Source organism: Vibrio injensis (assembly GCF_001895205.1).
GTDB lineage: Bacteria > Pseudomonadota > Gammaproteobacteria > Enterobacterales > Vibrionaceae > Vibrio > Vibrio injensis.
The window spans coordinates 253,981-271,940 of record NZ_BDJF01000027.1; the positions used below are offsets into that span (position 1 = coordinate 253,981).

10 protein-coding genes are annotated in these 17,960 nt (G+C 44.5%); 4 read left to right on the plus strand and 6 right to left on the minus strand.

Translation table 11 applies throughout. The features are described 5' to 3' along the window. Positions 1-18 precede the first annotated feature (18 nt). Entirely contained in the window at positions 19-1,407 is a 1,389-nt protein-coding gene (locus tag BSR11_RS13250; RefSeq protein ID WP_072670816.1) for an SLC13 family permease, read from the minus strand. A 288-nt stretch (positions 1,408-1,695) separates the two neighbouring features. On the opposite strand from BSR11_RS13250, the gene BSR11_RS13255 reads away from it, so the two are divergent. Beyond that, a complete protein-coding gene (locus BSR11_RS13255) occupies positions 1,696-2,652 on the plus strand; it encodes an AEC family transporter (protein ID WP_072670817.1) in 957 nt (318 codons plus the stop codon). A 271-nt stretch (positions 2,653-2,923) separates the two neighbouring features. Here the strand turns inward: BSR11_RS13255 and glgB are convergent, their stop codons facing one another. From glgB to BSR11_RS13275, 3 genes are all read right to left on the minus strand, one after another. Beyond that, positions 2,924-5,122: a 1,4-alpha-glucan branching protein GlgB gene (glgB, locus tag BSR11_RS13265; protein ID WP_306331145.1), complete on the minus strand. Its 2,199-nt coding sequence runs from the start codon at positions 5,120-5,122 to the stop codon at positions 2,924-2,926. A 297-nt stretch (positions 5,123-5,419) separates the two neighbouring features. Next, on the minus strand, positions 5,420-7,600 hold the full coding sequence (malQ, locus tag BSR11_RS13270) for a 4-alpha-glucanotransferase (protein WP_072670819.1): 2,181 nt from the start codon (positions 7,598-7,600) through the stop codon (positions 5,420-5,422). 98 nt (positions 7,601-7,698) lie between these two features. Continuing rightward, positions 7,699-10,152, minus strand: coding sequence for a glycogen/starch/alpha-glucan phosphorylase (locus tag BSR11_RS13275; protein WP_072670820.1), 2,454 nt, complete (start codon positions 10,150-10,152; stop codon positions 7,699-7,701). A gap of 493 nt (positions 10,153-10,645) precedes the next feature. On the opposite strand from BSR11_RS13275, the gene malT reads away from it, so the two are divergent. Next, positions 10,646-13,354 carry an HTH-type transcriptional regulator MalT gene (malT, locus tag BSR11_RS13280; RefSeq protein WP_072670821.1) on the plus strand — a complete coding sequence of 903 codons (2,709 nt, stop codon included), beginning with the start codon at positions 10,646-10,648 and terminating at the stop codon, positions 13,352-13,354. A 48-nt stretch (positions 13,355-13,402) separates the two neighbouring features. On the opposite strand, the gene BSR11_RS13285 is transcribed toward malT, so the two are convergent. Beyond that, the gene (locus BSR11_RS13285) at positions 13,403-13,759 is read right to left on the minus strand and encodes a YibL family ribosome-associated protein (RefSeq protein ID WP_072670822.1); all 357 of its coding nucleotides are present in this window, start codon (positions 13,757-13,759) and stop codon (positions 13,403-13,405) included. A 373-nt stretch (positions 13,760-14,132) separates the two neighbouring features. On the opposite strand from BSR11_RS13285, the gene BSR11_RS13290 reads away from it, so the two are divergent. Next, entirely contained in the window at positions 14,133-15,794 is a 1,662-nt protein-coding gene (locus BSR11_RS13290) for a methyl-accepting chemotaxis protein (protein WP_072670823.1), read from the plus strand. Positions 15,795-16,214: 420 nt separating this feature from the next. Continuing rightward, entirely contained in the window at positions 16,215-17,462 is a 1,248-nt protein-coding gene (locus tag BSR11_RS13295) for a GGDEF domain-containing response regulator (RefSeq protein ID WP_072670824.1), read from the plus strand. A 91-nt stretch (positions 17,463-17,553) separates the two neighbouring features. Here the strand turns inward: BSR11_RS13295 and BSR11_RS13300 are convergent, their stop codons facing one another. Then, positions 17,554-17,862 carry a YkgJ family cysteine cluster protein gene (locus tag BSR11_RS13300; protein WP_072671210.1) on the minus strand — a complete coding sequence of 103 codons (309 nt, stop codon included), beginning with the start codon at positions 17,860-17,862 and terminating at the stop codon, positions 17,554-17,556. Between the last annotated feature and the right edge of the window lie 98 nt (positions 17,863-17,960).

Below are 17,960 nucleotides of genomic sequence, written 5' to 3' on the forward strand. Positions count from 1 at the left end.
GACGATGCGCTGTCCCGATTAATTCCAGAATAACATCGCAATCGCTGATAAAATCACAATACAAGCGATGTTCAATGCCATTCCTACTCGCATCATTTCACTTTGCTTAATATGTCCTGTCGCAAAAACAATCGCATTCGGTGGCGTTGCTACAGGGAGCATGAAGGCACACGATGCCGCTATCGCAATCAACACCGACAGTATCACGGGTGAAACACCTAAAGCTTCAGCAACACCAGCAAACACCGGAATTAATAACGCGGCACTGGCCGTATTACTGGCAAACTCCGTTAAAAACACCACAAAAGCCGCTATCACGATAACAATCAGTAAAATATTTAAGTCTGAAATCATCGAGCTCAGTTCATTGGCTAGAAATACACTGGTTCCAGTCTGTCTGAGAATATTACTAAGACAGATACCACCACCAAACAGCAGTAATACACCCCAGTCGGCGGTTTTTTCAATATCTTTCCAGTGAACCACTCGTGCAAAACAGACCAGAACAATCGCGCCTAAGGCGACAATCGTATCAAAGCTTTTAAAACCGCCAAGAAGTTCATTCACCGGTTTACTGAATATCCACAATGAAACGGTCAGGGCGAAAATGGCCAAAGTCACTACTTTCCCTTTATCCCAACTCACCGTCTCGTGATTAAGCTCGAACTGGCCTTTTAGATCGGGTTTAAGCATCCAATAAAGCAGCAACATCGCAACAGGTAACATGACGATAGTTGTTGGTAAACCAAACTGCATCCACTCAGAGAAAGATAACCCGACTTGAGCCGCGGCAATCGCATTTGGAGGACTACCAACAATCGTTGCAATACCACCGATACTGGCACTATAAGCAATACCTAACAGCACAAATACATAAGTATTATGGCCTTTGTCTTGATCAACTTTACTTAAAATACCAAGCACTAAAGGCAGCATCATCGCCGCTGTGGCCGTATTACTGATCCACATTGACAGACCAGCCGTGACACCAAACAGCATGAACACCGCGACACTAAAGCGCCCACGTGCCAGTATTAACACTTTATCAGCAATGACTTTATCCAGCCCTTGACGATGCATCGCGGCCGCTAACGCAAATCCGCCTAAAAAGAGAAAGATGATCGAGTTAGCAAAACTATTCAATGCAGCCTGAGTTTCAAATACTCCAAATATCACCGCTAATATCGGCACTAAAATCGCAGTTACCGTGACATGCAACGCTTCGGTTAACCATAGCACAGCGATAAACGCTAAAATGCTCAATCCAAGGACGACATTAGGGGCAAAAGGTAAGGTATTCAGTAGGATAAAAAACAGGGCAATATCCGCTAACACAATCAAGCTGTTGCGGTTGAATAACCATTCTCGGGTATTGTTGGGCAATGGGACATTCTCGTTTCGATTCATTATTATTTTTCCTTATCGGGCCAAACGGCAGCCAACATGATCCCATAGATTCAAACGAGAGGATAATTATTATTGCGAAATTGTTAACCTTATCAAAACTATGGGCAACAATTTAACAGCTTGAAATGAATGCGCTTCTCAGCACGAAAATCATTAACAAAGTTTGCACAACAAAGCGTGACTTAAACAAAGGTTCCCCCTTAGCAAAAGAGAGATTTTATGGATTGGCTATTCTCGCTCTTGCTTATCTATGAAAGAATGAAAACTCTCTCCATTGGAAGGTCCATCATGCAAGCGCTCATCACTCAACTGCAATTTTCCGCCTCCATTACCGGCCCGATTTGTTTAATGTTACTGTTGGGGGTATTACTCAAGCGTGTGCAGTTGATTAACGATAATTTTATTGATGTCGCCTCAAAACTGGTTTTTCAAGTCACACTCCCGGCGATGCTTTTTCTCAGTATTGTCGGTGCCGAGCATGACTTCTCTTCCAGTCTGGCCTTGATTGTGTTTGGTCTCATTGCCAATTTTATTTTTTTCTTGTTTACCTGCTGGATGACTCAGCGACACTTTCATCATCCTCAAGATCAAGGCGTCATTATTCAAGGTGGCTTTCGAGCCAATACCGCAATCATAGGTTTGGCATATGTTGCTAATTTATACGGTAATAGTGGCGTCGCATTAGCCGCGATTTATGTCGCAACAACCACTGTCTTATATAATATTCAAGCAGTGATCGCCTTAACGCCAAAAGGCGAAGCACAAGGCACGAAGGCACTCACAACGATACTCAAAACATTGACGAAGAACCCGTTGATTATCGCTATCCTACTTGGGGTATTGTGTTATGCGATTGCGCTACCGATCCCTACCATGATCAGCGAAGCTGGACACTATTTTGCCAATATGACTCTGCCTCTTGCTTTGCTCTGCACTGGTGGCTCACTGAATATCCAATCACTAAAAAATGATTCCCGATCGACTTGGTTTGCAACTCGCTACAAACTGCTTTGGTCACCGCTGTTAATCACAAGCGCTGCATTATTGTTTGGCTTTCGGGGTATGGATGTTGGGATTATTCTATTAATGACTGGGGCACCAACTGCTGCCGCAAGCTATGTTATGGCCAGAGCGATGGGAGGAAATGCACCACTCGCCGCCAATATTATCGCCTTAACGACAGTGTTTTCTTTTATCAGTTGTACCTTAGGGATTTTCTTACTCTCAAGCTTGGCACTAATTTGATAAACATAATGTAAGGATGTTGAATGAGGCGGATTTTTTGCGAACTGCCTCTCAGTTGCAATTTGCAAATGCAATTATGAAACACGACGCTATAAAACTGCGAAAATCAGCTAATTTTGCTGATTTTGCCACCAAAAAATATTGGCACGGTAATTGTATTGTAATAAGTGACCCTTTTAAGCCGAGGGTCACCTAGCCAACTGACGTTGTTAGTGAATATTTTGTTCACAAATAGATAGCCAGCCGCCCAATTGCGACTGGCTTTTTTTTGCTAATTCAGTTTGTAAAATAGCGTCGCTAACGGTGGAATACGTAACCGCAATGATTGCGCTAACCCTTCGCTTGGCACACGATCGCTGTTGACGACCGATAAGACGTCAAAACCACTCCCGCCATACCGCTTTTCATCCGTATTCAATAGCAATTGATAAGTGGCCGAGACAGGAACACCTAAACGAAACGCTTCGTGCGGTACTGGCGTAAAATTGGTGATCACCAACACGCGCTCACCTGCACTATTGATCCGTTCATGAGCGATAATGCTCGCATCAGCCGCATCTTGTAGACGCCATTCAAACCCTTGAGGATCACAATCCAGTTCGTGCAGCGCACTGTGTGTACGATACAGCTGATTCAAATCGCGGACTAAGTTCTGTACCCCTTTATGACGCTCAAACTCCAACAAAAACCATTGCAGTTGATCATCGTGGTTCCACTCCCCCGTTTGTGCGAATTCAGCGCCCATAAAGTTAAGTTTCTTACCTGGTTGACCATACATGTAACCCAAATAGGCACGCATATTCGCGGTTTGCTGCCATTCATCACCGGGCATTTTGTAAATCAACGACTGTTTACCGTATACCACTTCATCGTGTGACAGCGATAAAACATAGTTTTCACTAAAGGCATAAATTAATGGGAAGGTTAAGGTATTGTGATGATATTTACGATGCACCGGATCTTCTTTGATATAAGAAAGGCTGTCGTGCATCCACCCCATATTCCACTTAAAGCCAAAACCTAACCCCCCAACAAAGGTTGGTGCAGAAACGCCAGGGAAAGCCGTTGACTCTTCAGCAATGGTCATGGCATTCGGGAAATGCTTGTACACCTCTTCATTCATCCATTTCAACATCGCGATCGCGTCGTAATTTTCACGTCCCCCATCAACATTTGGGATCCATTGATCATGACTGCGCGAGTAATCGAGATAAAGCATAGAAGCAACAGCATCGACTCGTATGCCATCAATATGGAACATCTCGAACCAATAGAGCGCGTTAGACACCAAGAAGCGCCGCACATGTTCACGGCCTAAATCATAAATATAGGAATTCCAATCTTGATGCCAGCCACGGCGAGGATCAGGATCGTGATACAGCGGCGTACCATCAAAATTCGCTAATCCATGGGAATCGGATGGAAAATGAGCTGGAACCCAATCGAGCACCACTCCAATTTGCGCCTGATGGCACTGATCGACAAAATATTTAAAATCATCCGGCGTACCATAACGACTGGTTGGGGCGAATAGTCCTATCGGTTGATATCCCCAAGACCCATAAAAGGGATGCTCAGAAACTGGCATTAACTCTACGTGGGTATAGCCCATATCCACCAAATAAGGTACTAGCTGATCAGCCAATTCACGATAAGTTAAAAAACGCCCGTCTTCACCGCGCTTCCAAGACCCCGGATGCAGCTCGTAAAAAGACAGTGCTTGTTTACGCTTTTCGGAAACAGGGCGCTGTTGCCATTGAGTATCTTGCCATTGATAGCGGCGATGATCGTAAGTCACAGAAGCTAAAGAAGGATACTGCTCAGCGTAGAAACCCCATGGATCAGCCTTATGAGGTAAGCCTTCCCCATGAGGACCTTTCAGTTCGAATTTATATTGTGTTCCTTCGGGTAAATTAGGAATGAATAACCCCCAGATCCCGTAATCAAGACGTTGCATCGGATGACGACGCCCATCCCAATGGTTAAAGGCACCGATTAAACTGCAAGCTGAAGCATGAGGCGCATAGACTAAAAAACGAGTGCCGCTGATCTGATGTCCATCACGCTCTAAGGTAACAAATTGTGCTCCCATATGATGGTACATCTGCTTGGGCGTATGCAGCTGTTCAAATTCAGCATATAAGGAATGATATTGGTAAGGGTCATCAATGATTTGCTCTGTGCCGGCCCAATCAACCGCCAGCTGGTAATGGGTAAACCGCAGATCATGATCGGATTTTAGGATAAACCCACCGAACTCATCACGCTCTAAGGCGATTCTTGGTTGCCCTTCTAAGATCAGCTCAACCTTATCTGCATTAGGAAGCCATACCCGCAATGCTCCTTGCTCTTGTGGAAGATAAGGGCCCAGAAAGGCAAAGGGATCGGCACATGCAGCATGCAATAATTGTTGATAGGTCTGCTGTAACTTAACGATTTTTTTCAGCGGTTTCTTTTTTACGGGGTTCAATATACTTACTCCTAACCAAGACTCTCAAAAGGAAAAACGCCCGCTAAGTGCGGGCTTGCTAGCATGGCATCCATGACCTTGAGTTTGACAGATCCGATTTGTGCTGTAGTAGACACTCGGAATTTATTCGATCACTTAGCCTGATACATCTTAACTAACCCGGTAAAAACATGGAGTGACCTAGCGTTTATTTCTTAACCTTAACCCCAAAAGATGCCCTATTATTGACATAAACAGCACATTGATGAGTGAACAACGCCAGTATCATCGCCGCCCAAAGGCGGCTACTCCGGTTTATTATTGGCTCGCTTTCGCGCGAATCTGGGTCAATTTAGTCGCAATACGATTAACATCGTCGCGGGCAAAGATCTCATCTAAGTTCATTGATAGCTTACGACGCCAGTTGGGGTACTCATTTACGGTACCTGGAATATTGACAGGCTTATCCATTTCCAACCAATCTTCGAGTTGAACACTGAGTAACGCGGAAGACCCAGCCGCAACGTGCAATTGCAATGCTTCACTTAAGTAAGAATCCATAGGAACTAACTGAGCATCACGTCCAATGCCTGCTGGTAAGTAACCGTGCCAATCAACCGAATTCAGAATGCCTTGTTTACACTTCAAACGATCCGTAAACAGCTCTTGCAGCTGCGCCTCATCAGGATACAAACCAATCTCGCGGCCCATTTTCAAATCATCACAGTGCCAAAAACCACGTAATGTTGGCATATCATGGGTACATAATGCCGCCATCGACTGCTCGGCATAATGAGTCGGAGAAATAAACCCGCCATCTTCTTTTGAGGTTTCAAAGAAAAAGACTTTGTAAGAGTGCACCCCAGCATCACGCAGCAATGCGACAATTTCATCAGGAACAGTGCCTAAATCTTCACCGATCACGCTACACTGGTGACGGTGTGATTCGAGCGCCAAAATAGCCAACATATCTTTCACTGGATAGTAAATGTAAGCACCTTGAGTGGCATTTTCACCTTTCGGGATCCACCATAAACGCAATAAACCCAGCACATGATCAATCCGTAACGCACCACAATGTTTCATATTGGCACGAAGCAACTTGATGTAAGCATCGTAAGCCGTGGCGTGTAAGGTTTGTGGATTAAGTGGCGGTAAGCCCCAATTTTGCCCCAAAGGACCTAGCACATCCGGTGGCGCGCCAATGCTGGCATCCAAAACTAAGCTGCCGTTATCTGCCCACGTTTCAGCGCCAGAGTCAGCGACTCCCACGGCGAGATCGCGATATAAACCAACCGCCATGCCTTTTTCATCGGCTAATGCTTGTACTTCATTGATTTGTGTATCGGCGACCCATTGTAAATACATGTAGAGATGAACACGTTCACGATGTTCTTCAATGTACTTTTGTACCGCCGCATTATCAAAATGACGATACTTTTCAGGGAAAACTGGCCATCCCCACACTTGGCTATCTTGCGCATGCAAATCCGTGTGCAGTGCATCGAACGCGGCTTGGTGAACAAGACTTTCGCCACCTTGCTCGACAAACGCTAAGAAGGCACGCGCGCGATCGGTATTATTATCCAGATGGCGGCGCTTAAACTCATTAAACAGTAACGGCAAGACACTCATTTTAAGCTCGGCCACTTCGGTATAATTAACCCAGTGAGTTTCACGAACTTTTTGCAAACGTTGCTGAAAATCCTGACTACCGACTTGTTGCTGAGCTTCAGCGCTGAGCGCAAACTCAGGTACCGAGCTCACATCGATATACAGGATATTTAGCCAGCGACGTGAAGAAGGGCTATATGGGCTTGCCCCTTCAGGGTTAGCCGGAAATAGCGAATGAATCGGGTTTAACCCTACAAAATCACCACCACGCGAAGCGATATCAGCCACCAACTGTTTAAGATCGCCAAAATCACCCATTCCCCAGTTGTGTTGGGTACGTAAGGTATAAAGTTGAATGCTTGGTCCCCAGAGCTTTTTACCTTGAAGCAAAGCTGGTTGCTTATAGCACGCTCGCGGCGCGATGATCAGCGTCATTGTGTACGGCGCTTTACGCCGCTTACGAGTAACCAATAAAGTGTGATATCCCCACGCCAAACCGCTTGGCAACGCAAACACTAAAGGGCCACCCTCTGCACGTTCATCACGAACTATTTGTGATTGAAGATAGCCTTCAAGTACTTCTCCCTGCTCAGTTTCTATCCGCCAATTAAATTCGCTTTCCCGAGCACTGACGCCTAGGTACAGCGGAACCTCAATGGCATCACCCTCTGAGATCACCAATACAGGATCCAAGACTTCTTTTTTATGTTTTTTCTGAGCTGACGCTAATAACGTTTGATCATTGGTTGTATCGTACCCCAAAGACGCCAAAAGACGACGGATAGTGTCGTCTGAAACGGTAGCCTCGTCTCCCCAAGCGCTGACATAGCTATCGGCAATTCTTGCCATCTCTGCGACTTGTTTTAATGCATTATGTTCTTTCATCGCTTTCTCCGAAGGGACTACTTACCCCTCAAAAATCATGTAGGGTGTATAAAAAGGGTTATCCAGCCAAGCAATGTCTTGGCTGGATAGTCGGTTAATTAACGCTTAACCGCTTTTAGTTTCCAAATATTATTCACATAGTCTCGGATACTACGGTCCGAGCTGAACTTACCCACCAACGCAGTATTCAAAATGGCTTTTTTCGCCCAGCCAGCTTGATCGCGATATTGCTTGTCCATCGCTTCATGCGCTTGAATGTAAGAAGCAAAATCAGCAAGTACGAGGTAAGGGTCTCCGCCATCGAGTAAACTGTCGTAGGTCGCGCGCAATTGCCCCGGAGCACCAGGAGTAAATTCCTCACCCAGCAGTAAATCCATCGATGCTTTCAACAATGGATCGGCTTGATAATAGTCGTAAGGGTTGTAGCCTCGTGCTTTCAACGATTCAACGCCATCGACATCCAAACCAAAGATGTAGATATTCTCATCACCAACTTCTTCACGAATTTCTACGTTTGCGCCATCCATTGTGCCTATGGTGAGCGCACCATTCAGTGCCATTTTCATATTACCGGTACCTGATGCTTCTTTACCCGCGGTAGAGATTTGCTCAGACACATCCGCTGCCGGAATAATGATTTCCGCCATGCTGACGCGATAATCGGGAATAAACACCACTTTCAGTTTGTGATTCACACGAGGATCGTTATTCACTTTCTCCGCAATCTTGTTCAGCGCATAAATAATTTCTTTAGCAAGGTGATAGCCCGGCGCCGCTTTCGCGGCAAAGAACACCACGCGTGGCTGCATATCAAATTTTGGATCGTTCAATAAACGATGATACAGCGAAAGAATGTGCAACATATTCAGATGCTGACGTTTGTATTCGTGTAAACGTTTGATCTGGACATCAAAGATAGCGTTAGTATCAAGCTCAATACCCATATTGTCGCTTACCCAGTCAGCCAAACGTTGTTTATTGGCTTTCTTAACGGCCATAAACTGCTTTTGGAACGCTTTATCATCGGCATACTTGGCAATGTCTTTGAGTTGATCCAAATCTGCTGGCCATTGATCACCGATCTTCTCAGTAATCAATGCGGTTAATCCCGGATTACAGAATTTTAACCAGCGGCGAGGAGTTACCCCATTCGTCACGTTTTGGATCTTACCAGGGTAAAGCTCAACGAACTCGGGGAAGAGATCCCGTTGTACTAACGCAGAGTGTAAGGCGGCCACGCCGTTGACGGCATAAGACCCGACAACACACAGATTAGCCATACGCACCATGCGATGAAAACCTTCTTGAATGATCGATAATTTTTGCTGTTTGGTTACATCACCAGGCCACTTAGCACGAACTTCTTGCAAAAAGCGATGGTTGATCTCATAAATGATCTCCATATGACGAGGCAACAAGCGTTGGATTAACGATTCACTCCACGTTTCTAAGGCTTCGGGTAATAACGTATGGTTGGTATAAGCAAACGTTTTTGAGCTGATGTCCCATGCCGCTTCCCAAGTCAAATCATGCTCATCAATAAGAATGCGCATTAATTCAGGAATGGCGATGGTTGGATGGGTATCATTTAACTGAATGGTTTCATATTTTGGTAGGTCTTGTAGCGAGAAACCCGCTGCTTGATGGCGACGCAAAATATCACGCACAGAAGCTGCACTGTGGAAATATTGTTGCATCAAACGTAGCGTTTTGCCTTTTTCATGGTTGTCATTGGGATAAAGCACTTTAGTGATATTGCCCGCATCAATCAACGCGTGCTGAGCTTCAAAGTAGTTACCATTATTAAAGCTCTCTAATGAGAAAGGAGCAATGGCACGGCACTCCCAAAGACGCAACGGGTAAACGGTCTCACTCTGGTAACCCACAATAGGCAGATCCCACGGCATCGCTTGTACCAACATGCCCGGTACCCAGCGGCGCTTCTCTTTACCTTGATCATGGTAGACTTCGACATGACCATAAAAGCCAATTTCTTGTTTAATGTCAGGACGAGCGACTTCCCATGGATAGCCCTCAATTCCACACCAAGCATCTGGCGCTTCTTTTTGATGTCCATCCTCAAACGATTGTTTAAACAAACCGTACTCATAATGCAAACCATAGCCAACTGTTGGATATTCTTGCGCAGCACACGAGTCCATAAAACAAGCAGCTAAACGACCTAAACCGCCATTACCTAATGAAGGATCGCGTTCTTCTTCTAATAAATCAGTCAGGTTCTGTCCAAGTTCACTCATTGCTTGGCCAACCTGCTCATACAAGCCCATGCTGATCAGGTTATTGCCTGTTAATCGCCCAATTAAGAATTCAAGTGAAAGGTAGTTAACACTTTTCGCGTTAACGATGCGTGGGTCTTGCTCTGTTTCAAGTAGATCAAACGTGGTCAATTCCGCTAGTGCTTGACCCATTGCTAAATACCATACTCGGCTAGAAGCGTGTTCAATCGTTGTCGCATAGGTAGCGGTAAGGTGGCGTTTAACGTTTGCTTGAAATAGCGCTTTATCAAAAGTTTTCTGTTGCGTAGGTTTCATTGAGAAATCTCACTTTTCGGTTTAATCCATCTGTGGCCTATCCTGCATTGCCTCTTCCAGCAAAACATCCTCCCACCGAAATGGCAAATTAGGATGAGAAGCAAGGGCGTAGATACACCGACAGCCTCGTAGAGGTGATCTGTCTCTCATCGATCAAACAGAGAAACAAACGATGAGTGATAACGATCACAGCAACGCGTTTAATCAGCATAGTGTTCCCGTTTTACAAAACTCGGTCAGCCAGATAAACATTTACTCAAAATGCAACAACGATCACATGAGTTTATTTTTTGTTGCTTAATTTGCAGTGAATCTCGTATGCAAAACAGTAATATCACGCTATTCAAAACCAGCAATAGGTGATAGATGTCACATAATTGGGGCGTAGTTAGTGAAGAACTGTGAATCTGGCAAGAAAGTCGTCTGGGATCAATAACAGTCTGCGGCAAGTTCCAGTAACATCCCTGTCATTAACGATGACGGGACAAATATCATGTGGATTCCATCGAAATTAACTCGCCCAGGACGGCTGCACAACGCGATTGTCCGTCCGCGCGTTTTAGAACTCCTACAAAAGGCCCCCTGTTATAAACTGGTCCTTTTCCGCTCACCTGCGGGTTATGGCAAAACAACTATGGCCGCACAATGGCTTGCCGATAAGCCGAATGTCGGCTGGTACAGTATTGATGAAAGTGATAATGATCCTTTTCGCTTCATGAATTACTTACTGCAAGCGATGAATAAAGCGACTCAACAAAGCTGCCCCAATGCACAAAAATTGGCAGAACGACGCCAATTTTCATCGCCCCATTCACTGTTCAGCGAAGTTTTTGCTGAGATTTCTCAGTTTGATCAAGAGTGCTTTGTCGTGCTGGATGATTATCATCTGATCAGTGATGATGAGATTCACGAAGCGATGCGCTTTTTCCTAAAACATATGCCCGATAATCTCACCTTAGTCGTCACGAGCCGTATGACACCGCCACTGGGCACTGCCAATCTGCGTGTACGTGATTTAATGATAGAGATAGGTAATGAGTTGCTGGCGTTTGATACTGAAGAGACCACGCGTTTTTTCAATCAGCGTGTTGTAGAAGGTATTGATGATGTCACCGCTCTCAACTTGCGTAATTATGTTGAAGGTTGGCCTTCAGCATTACAACTCATCGCTTTGCAAGCACAACATCAAAAGCGCACCTTAGCCCAATCCGTTGAATCGGTCGCTCATTTTAACCATGCCCATTTATGGGACTATTTAGTCGAAGAAGTGTTTGATTTACTTGATAAAGAAACACGTCACTTTCTGATGCAGTGTTCAGTATTGGATCACTTTAACGACAGCTTAGTCAGCGCCTTAACACAACGAGACGATGCCCTAAGTATGATTGAATCGCTCAATCGCTATGGTCTGTTTATCTATCCATTAGAAGGTGAGCACAACTGGTATCGCTTTCATAATTTGTTCGCTGAATTTCTCGCCCATCAACGGATGGCTCGGATCCCTCAGCAAGAGCAAGAATTACATCGCTCCGCCGCGCGCGCTTGGCTTGAAGCCTCTACCCCACATCAAGCCTTACGTCATGCTAACTTAGCGCAGGATACCGATCTTTTAGCGAGTATTTTGACTCAACATGGTTGGAAAATGTTCAACCAAGGTGAGCTTAATGTCCTTGAGTCGGCGATTAATCTCCTCGCGCCACAACAGCTTTATAAAGAACCAAAACTCTGTTTACTGCAAGCTTGGTTGGCACAAAGCCAACATCGCTACGATACCGTGGGGGCAATGCTTGAGCAGGCAGAAAAAGAGATGCAAGCACTGAACGTCGAACTCAGTAGTAAACAGCAAGGTGAGTTTAATGCGCTATTGGCTCAAGTCGCAATCAACAAAAATGAGCCCGAGAAAGCCTTAACCCTCGCTGAACTGGCATTAAGCCAATTAGACAGCACCGTGTATCGAAGCCGCATTGTTGCTACATCGGTTGTCGGAGAAGTGAACCACGTTCTTGGTCACCTCAGTCGTGCGCTATCAATGATGCAACAAACCGAAAAACTGGCGCGGCAATATCAAGTCTACCATCAAGCGCTCTGGGCCTTATTACAACAGAGCGAAATCTTAATTGCCCAAGGCTACGTACAAGCGGCTTTCGAAGTGCAAGATAACGCCTTCAAGCTGGTGGAAGAGCAGCATTTACACCAAGTTCCCTTACATGAGTTTTTATTGCGTATTCGCGCCCAAATTCTCTGGTGTTGGAATCGCTTAGATGAAGCAGAAGAGTGTGCCCACAAAGGATTAGAAGTGCTTGGTCAACATTCACCGAGTCAACATTTACACAGTTATTCGATGTTGGCTCGTATCGCCGTTGGCCGCGGAGAGCTGGATAAAGCTGGACGTTATATCGAGCAAGTCCATCACTTGATCAAGCAGTCACATTATCATGTCGACTGGACGGCGAACGCCTCATTATCTTTGTTGTTGTATTGGCAAGCTCGTGGGGATAAAGCCGCGATAGAGCATTGGTTGACCACTACCCATCGGCCAGAAAAAGCTTATAACCATTTCTTCCAACTGCAATGGCGCAATATTGCTCGCGCACAAATTTGCCTCGAACAGTATCCAGAAGCCAAGCAAACCTTAGCATTTTTACAACAGCAAGCGAGTGAGTACCAACTACTGACCGACTTAAATCGCAACTTAATTGTTGAAGCCACGCTCGCCTCGCTCGGCAATGATGATGAACTCGCGCGTGACAAACTCAAAGAAGCACTGCGTCTCACCAATCAAACGGGCATGGTGGGTAATTTTCTGATCGATGGACAAAAAATTGGTCATTTACTGGAAAAAATGGTTCACCGCGGAGAATTAGGCGATCTAGAGCGTCATCGTGCCCAGTTGTTGATTAAAGAGATTTCAACCTCTCAGCGTAGTCGCTCTATTCATTTTGATGAAGAATTTGTCGAAAAGCTGATTAACCATCCCAATATCCCTGAATTGGTTCGAACCAGTCCATTGACTCAACGTGAGTGGCAAGTGCTTGGGTTAATTTATTCAGGTTTTAGTAATGAGCAGATTGCTCAAGAGCTTGATGTGGCAGGAACGACCATCAAAACGCATATTCGTAACTTATATCAGAAGCTGAATATCGCCAACCGTAAAGAAGCGATGCACACCGCAGAAAATTTATTACAGTTAATGGGCTATTAATTGATGTTGAAGCCTCGGCCTACTGATCATAAGTAGGCCGAGCGCCGATTAAAATGGTTTAGGCGCAAAACCAGTCATCACTTCAACCCGCAAAGCTTTACCAATTTTAGTTGTAGGATGGACAATAATTAGTCCTTTAACCGATTTTTTCAGCTTTCCTAAATCGGCTTGCTCTTCTTTGGTCAACTCACGATAAAACGGCATATCTGCGAGCATTTTACGCTCTTTGTTTAGCTCATATTCGGCTTTATTCTTCAGACTATTAAGTTGTTTGGTCAACTGATCAACTTCATCCGTAAATTTGCTCACCATAGCGCTATCACCGCGAGTCTTAGCCGCTTCTAACTTATGGGAACAAGTATCAAGACGGCTGTGTAATTTTTGCAGATCGTTTTTTAAACTCATGGGGCTTAAGGCTCTTACCGATAAATGGGCACAGATTATAGCACAGGAGAAATGGAGTGTTGAAATACAAAAACATCGATTCGCTCGCTCAGGGTCTCTCACCGCAACGCGTAATAAACATTCATCAACCACAAAGTCAGACTTTTTCAGTAGTAAGATGCGCTTCCTTCTTCACTAACCATAAAAATGTGAGGCACCACATAGTAATCTTTCATTCACCGTTAAATATCTGCACTAATATTATGTTAATAGCCTGCATCGCTGACAATGATATCGATAAGATAACCAATCATTCTCACGCCACGAAATGATGAAGTAGGCAAAATGGTCTCAGTTGGTTTGAACTTAATAATCATGAAAGATGGAAAACACCATGAATCTAACCATACGCCAGCGCCTCTATATCTTGTCGCTTGTGCCTTTATTACTGATTGCCTTAAGTATGATCTATTCAACCTTCGCAGAAACGCGCAGTTTGACTCAAGGGCAGATGAATAATACTCGCCTTGCGATGATGGAGATGAAAAAAACCGAGCTGAAATCTTATTTGGAGATTTCGCGTACCGCAATCGAGCCATTACTGCGTCGTCAAGCGCCTTTAGAAGAGGCACTGACGATTTTGCGAGAGATTCGCTTTGGGCTTGACGGTTATATTTTTGGTTATGACAGTAAAGGGACTCGCCTTCTCCTTGGTCAGAGTAAAGCGGGACTAGGCGATAATTTCATCAACATGACCGATGCCCAAGGTAACTTTTTAATTCGAGATATCATTAATAACGCGAGAAAAGATGAATTCTCAGTTTACTATTTTCCAAAACCCGGTGAATCGGTACCTTTACCTAAGCTCAGCTACTCGATTTATATTCCTCAATGGGATTTAACCATAGGTACTGGGTTTTATACCGATGACGTCGATGCAGAAATTGCTGCCATGGAAAAACGAGCCCAGCAGCAACTGACTCAAAGCCTTTGGACATTAACCACGATTGCCACTGTTATTGTCATTATTGTCGGAGTCATGGCGCTGTTCTTAAACCGCAGCATTATGCGCCCACTGGATATGCTGGATGACTCGATTCGCTCTTTTGCCAGTGGCGATGCCGATCTCACCGCTCGGATGGAAAGCTTCACCATTCCAGAGTTTGCCCGCCTAAGCAGTAATTTCAATGCTTTTGTAGCCAGCCTGCAAGGGATTATCCAACGCGTCCATCAACTCGGACAACAAGTGGTTGCAGAAACCGATACCATGACGCAACGAGCCGCTCAAGTGGATATCATTGCTACAGGGCAGCGCGAAGAGACCGAGCAGGTCGCCACCGCGATGACTGAAATGACAACGACCGCTCAAGAAATCTCGAATAATGCCAATCAAGCAGCCAATTCGGCAAGACAAGCCGAAGACAATGCCCAAGAAGCGCATAAGATTGTCGAATCTGCGGCTCGATCAGTACAAGCCTTAGCTAAAGAGGTTGCCGAGGCCAGTACCGTAATTTCTAAACTCGAAGGCGATGTCAAAAATATTTCCAGCTCTTTAGTGGTTATTCAAGATATTGCTGAACAAACCAATTTACTGGCATTGAACGCTGCAATTGAAGCCGCACGAGCAGGCGATCAAGGCAGAGGCTTTGCCGTTGTGGCGGATGAAGTTCGTAAATTAGCCAGCCGTACTCAAGACAGTACGGAAGATATCCATAATATGATTCAGCAGTTAAAGTCTGCTTCAGACAACGCCGTGAAAGCGATGGATTCAAGTCAACATCGCAGCACATCAACCGTCAAAGAAGCCAGCGAAGCAGCAAAAGCTCTGGAAAGTATTCAACAATCTATCGGTGTTATCATGGATATGAACTCATTAATTGCCACCGCGACTGAAGAACAAAGTATTGTTGGCCAAGAAATCTCCGAACGAATTGTGATCATTTCTGACCAAAGTAGTCAGTCTGCCGATCTGGCTAATGAAAATAAAGCCAGCAGTCAAGATCTTAATGGCCGTGCGCATGAGTTATATAACTTAGTTGGACGGTTTAAAGTTTAAGGTGTTTACAGTGTAAATTACAGATTCTGGGCCATAACGGAGTCATAAGCAGTCAGCGATAGCCAAGCGATCTGGGCTAGCTGAGAGGTAAACCGTGAATGAATCTCCAATCACCTTGATAAGCGAGGTGATTGGATTCAGAGTCTTTGCTCAAAACGGAAACCGCTTCATAAAGAATACCGAACTTAATAATTAAACGTTACAACTGTCGAGTTGAGAAAGAGAAAGAGAAAGAGAAAGAGAAAGAGAAAGAGAAAGAGAAAGAGAAAGAGAAAGAGAAAGAGAAAGAGAAAGAGAACAATAACAAACAAATAACGAGCCTACTCTTATAGATAGCGTTGGCGACTTTCAATTAATGGCTCAGGTAACACCCGATAAATATGGGAACAGCGTCCGATTAGAACCATTGGGAGTATTACTGTGCAACATTCCGTACTCATCGTTGAAGACAGTCGAGCTTATCGAAATTACTTAACTGCCCTTCTTTCAAAGCTAGAGGTGGATTTACTGATTGCCGATGACTATCAATCGGCTCGTCGTTTACTCGATGCCCCAGAATCAACCAATATACTCTGTGCGGTATTGGATTACTGCTTACCTGATGCACAAGACGGAGAAATCGTCGATCTGCTGATCGAAAAGAATATCCCTAGCATTGTCCTCACCGCTCATGTAAATGATGATATTCGTCAACGACTTGTCAACAAAGGGATTCTCGATTATATCCTTAAAGACAGCGTAGCATCTGTCGCTTATTTAGCGCCGCTCATTAATCGTTTGATTAGCAACCTAGCCCATACCGCTTTAGTGGTTGATGATTCAGTGATGGTACGGCGTCATATGTGTCAATTATTACAGCGTTGCTACATTCATTGCTTAGAAGCAGAGAATGGTCAACAAGGCTTAGAGATACTGAAACATAATCCGCAAATCACGCTAGTGATTGTCGATCATGATATGCCCATTAAAAATGGCGTCACGATGATCCAAGAAACCCTAGCTTTGTATCCACGTCATAAATTTATGCTGCTTGGGGTTTCGGCAAGTAATGATCGCTCAATTACCTCACAGTTCCTGAAAGCGGGAGCAAACGACTTTTTGCATAAACCCTTCAATCAAGATGAGTTCTATTGTCGGGTCAATAATTTATTAAATTTAAAAGATTCCAACGACCGGATGTTTTATCTTGCTAATAAAGATGCGTTGACTGGATTGTGGAATCGACGCTTCTTTTTTGATCATATCTATACCACGAAAAACCTGATCAGTATTGCGATGCTCGACTTGGATCATTTTAAAAAAGTGAATGACTTATACGGTCATGCGATGGGAGATGAAGTTTTGCAATCGGTCGCTCAGTGCATGCAAAATCTTTTTAATCATGAAGATAACGAACTGATAGCACGTTTTGGTGGCGAAGAATTTTGTCTCTATTCTAAACAAGAGTTTCCGATAGTCATTGAGAAGCTCGAACAACTCATCAAGCAGGTCGCGAGTTTATCCTTTAGCCATAATCAACACTCCTTCTCAGTCACGATCAGTGTTGGTCTATTTTGTGGCTATCAAGATATTTCAACCTTGGTGAATCGAGCAGATGATATGTTGTATGAAGCCAAGCGACGAGGTAGAAATCAATTGATCTACAAACCAACCAACTTAGATACCTAAATGAAGCGAGGTAATAATCAACCATCACTGACATGGAAACAACCCAGCCAATCTATTCGCTCGTCAAAACAACCCGAGGTAAACCTAAGCATCAAAGAAATAAAGCTCTTTCTTCTCTGCACTCATATTCGCCCATTTCAAAGGCGCGACAAACCCAAGGGCGCAATTCATAAATAGTACACATAAAGGTTTCACGATCGAGCGCCGAACACCACCCGTCATCCAAACGACGCATCGTTTCTCCACCCCATTGATCCACCGCGACGTGCTGCTTAGGAACCCCTGTATCGCTAATGAGCATCACTTCTAATCGGCAGCAACAAGCCTGACAAGTTGCACAGGTGATTGGCGAAGAGGGTTCAGATTGAAATTGAGTCTGGACAGGGATTGATTTAGTCATAAAGTTCAATAATAACGGCGATGAGCGCATCATACGCCAACTCAGAGAAGATAGCGAAATCTCCGTTTTTTATTTGATTATCATCAAACGTTAAGGCT